The following is a 3,501-nucleotide window of genomic DNA, read 5'->3' as shown; positions in this document are numbered from 1 at the left end:
GCAAACCAGCCACCGACGCGTCCCACACCCGCGAGAACCCCGAACCATCCCACCGGTACACATCAGCCGCATCAGCCGACCCACCCACACCAGGCGGGTTCGTCGCACCCACCGTCGAGAACCACAAGCCGTGCGGCCGGCTCACCACGAGCTGCGTCTGGGCGACCTGGCCCCAGTTGCCGGCCGCGTCCTCGGCGTGGACGAACACCGGGTGCGTCCCGTCCGCCAGCAGCGCGAGCACGCCGGTCGGCAGCGTCGCCGTGACCTGGGACACCGAGGCGGACGACGCCACGGTCATCGGCGTCCCCGAACCGTCGGCCCCGACGGCGTCGACGAAGAGCTCCGCCGCCTGGATCGCCGAGCCGCCCGCCGCCGAGTCGTCGGCGACCGCCGTCACGGCCACGGCGGACGACGTGTCCGTCGTGCCCGGGGTCACGGACAGCCCGCCGACCGCCGGTCCGACGTTGTCTCCGGCGGCCTCGAGCGAGGCGTAGGCCGCGAGCACGTCGAGCTCGCCGTGCCCGTAGGTGTCGTCGGCGCCCGCAGGCCCGAGATCGGTCGCGGCGCCGAGGACCGCCTCGCGTTGCCGCGTGACGGACGTCCCCGGGAACGCACCCAGCAGCAGCGCCAACGCCCCGGTCACGTGCGGCGCGGCGATCGACGTGCCCGAGACCACCTGGTACAGCCCGTACCGGTCGGTCGTCAGGACGTCCACGCCGGGCGCCACCAGGTCGGGGAACACTCCGGTGCGCCCGCCGCAGGTGCTGGGTCCACGGCTGCTCGCCGACGCGATCGTGCCCGTGCCGCTCACGGCGCCGACCGCCAGCGACTCCGGGTAGTTCGCCGGGCTGACGCTCGTGCCCGCACCCGGCCCGAAGTTGCCGGCCGCGAACACCGGAGCGATTCCCGCAGCGACCAGGGCCCGCACGTCCGGCTGGAGCGACAGGTCGCACCCCGGGCCGGACCCGAGCGACCACGACGCGTTGACCACCTGCGGCGCGTCCCCGGTCGCCGGGTCGCCGTCCGGGTCGAGCACCCACTGGAAGGCCTGGTGCAGGGCCGTCGCCGTGGCCGCACCGCGGTCGTCGAAGACCCGGGCGGCGATCCACTGCGCGCCCGGCGCCATGCCGATGGACGTCCCGCCGGCGTCGCCGCCGACGATCACGCCCATGGTCGCCGTCCCGTGCCCACTGAGGTCGACCGGCGCGTCCGGGTGCTGCCCGTACGGGTCGAACCAGCTGTTCGTTCCCCCGCGCCACCGCCCCGCAAGGTCCGGGTGCGACACGTCGACCCCGGAGTCCAGGCTCGCGACCACCACACCCTGCCCGGTCTGGCCGAGGTCCCACACCGCAGGTGCCCCGACCGTGACGAGGTTGGGCTGGGCGGGCGCAGCGGCCGGCCGCACCACCACGTCGTCGGCGGTGACGCTCGCCACGTCGGCGCGGGTCGCCAGCTCAGCGATCACGTCGGCCGTGGCGGTCACCGAGATCGCGTCCACGACCCACAGCGGGGTGGCGTCGACGACCTTGCCGAGGCCGGCCAGCGTGCCGAGGCGCACCCGGATGGCGGCCTGGCCGGCCTGCGCGGTCGCGCGCAGCGCACGTACGGTGCCCGCTGCGCGCGCGGCTCGCGTGCCGCCCCGCACCGTCGAGAGGTCGGCCTGCTGGCGGAGAGTGACGAGGACCGTCGTGGTCTCGGCCGGACCGAGCGACCCGAGCGTCGCCTGCACGGCAGGTGCGACCGCCGCGGCCGGGACGGTCGCTACGGCGGGCACCGTGAGTCCGCCGAGCATCAACGAGGTCGTCGCGGTGAGCGCGAGCGCGAGGCGCATGATCAGATCCTTCCGGCGCCGATCAGAACAGGGGGCTCCGCAACGGCACGGCCACGACGGCTCGCTGCGAGGGCGCCGAGCGTGCCGAGCAGCAGGAGCACGGCGATGAGTGTGGCGACGATCTCCACCGCGGTGGGACCGGTGGCCCGGTCAGCGACCGTCCAGACCGCCTCGGTCGTCGTCGGTGGGAGTCCCTCGCGCTGCACGGAGACCTGAGCGGTCCAGTCCCCCGGTGCGAGCCGGTCCGCGGTCCCCTCGTAGTGGCCCGGTTCGACCGCCGTCATGGTGACCGTCGCGCGGGCACCGGCCGCCGCGGCGAGGTCGACCGCGACGCCGGTCACGGGTGCGGGTTCCGGCCGGACGGTGGACCGGGTGCGGACGACCAGGCGGGTCCGGTCCGACCCTCCGGGGACCGCCTGGAACGTGATCAGCAGCCCGTCGACGTTGCTGCTGCTGAGCTCCGAGCGGTCCGCGGCCATGCTGACCTCGCGCGCCGTCGGTTCGGACGTCAGCACGGCGGCCGTCCCGACCGCGAGCCCGAGCACACCGATCTCGACGGCCACGACGAAGGTCGGGAAGCGGCGCGGCCGCACGACGAACAGGCGGTCCCGGCGGCTCAGCCTGCGCACCACGACGCCGGCGACCCGCGGGTGCAGCAGCGCCGTGTTGACGCCGGCCAGGGTCAGGGCGACGGCCACGAGAACGATCTTGACGGCCAGGGTGGACCCGTAGCGGGTCGTGGTCGCGGCCGCGAGGTCGGGCACCTGGCGCCCGGACTCGTAGATCCCGGTCGCCAGGACCACGCCGACCGTGACCGCCGCCATCGCGCTGAAGGCGCGCCAGACCGGCAGCAGCAGCTGCCGCGGTGTGTCGTCGGCCCCTCGGGTCGCGTGCACGACGCTCAGGCTCAGCACCGCCAGGCCGCCGACCCACACACCAGCCCCGAGCAGGTGGACGGCGGCCGCGAGGACCGCGGGCACGGAGCGCTCGGCGAGCGCCGCGGCGTGCCCGGCCGCGGCCTCGAACCACGCGACACCACCGAGGCACACCCCGGCCAGCAGCCGGGCGTGCCCGGCCAGAGCACCGCGGCGCCGGGCCCAGCTCCACATCACCCCGGCGAGCAGGACCACGAACGCCTCGCGGGTGAGCCAGAGGCGTCCCCAGGTGCTCCCGAGCAACGTCGCCCGGCTCGCCTCCGCCCAGGCGGCCAGACCGGCGCCGTCGGAGTAGATGGCGACCACAGGCGTGAGCGCGCCGGTGACGACGGCGACCAGTGCCGCCCCCGCGCCGATCCGGCGTGCCCGCCGTTGGGCGCCGGCTCCCGTCGGCCCCATCGCCCCGAGGACCCGGCCCGTCACGGCAACCGCGCCGATCGCGAGCATGATCGCCGCCAGGTCCGTCCAGCGGAGCACGACCCGACCGGTCCCCGGAGACCGATCGCCCGAGGCGGACACCGCGGGTCGCACGCCGGCTCCGAAGGCGACCGAACCACGCGAGGGGTGCCCGTCGTCGAGCGCCACCACGGTCCAGTCGAGCTCGTAGACCCCCTCCGCGAGGGGTGCGGTCGCAACCTCGACCAGGCCTTCCTCGGTCTCTGAGACGGTCACCTCGACGTGGGCCCGCGCCACCCACGCGGGGGGGGGGGGGGCCGGGGGGGGCGCGCCGGGGAA

The 3,501-nt window shown here is 75.7% G+C and carries 2 protein-coding genes; both read right to left on the bottom strand.

What is annotated here, in order from left to right; all coding sequences use genetic code 11:
* Positions 1 to 1,831, bottom strand: a 1,831-nt coding sequence (locus OEB99_RS19705) for a S8 family serine peptidase (RefSeq protein WP_263579017.1), incomplete at its 3' end; no start/stop codon positions are given.
* Positions 1,832 to 1,833: 2 nt separating this feature from the next.
* Positions 1,834 to 3,438 carry a CopD family protein gene (locus OEB99_RS19700; RefSeq protein ID WP_263579016.1) on the bottom strand — a complete coding sequence of 535 codons (1,605 nt, stop codon included), beginning with the start codon at positions 3,436 to 3,438 and terminating at the stop codon, positions 1,834 to 1,836.
* Between the last annotated feature and the right edge of the window lie 63 nt (positions 3,439 to 3,501).

This window comes from Actinotalea endophytica (assembly GCF_025717005.1).
Classification (GTDB): Bacteria; Actinomycetota; Actinomycetes; order Actinomycetales; family Cellulomonadaceae; genus Actinotalea.
The sequence above is the reverse complement of the archived record's forward strand: the minus strand, read 5'-3'. Positions and strand labels throughout refer to the sequence as shown.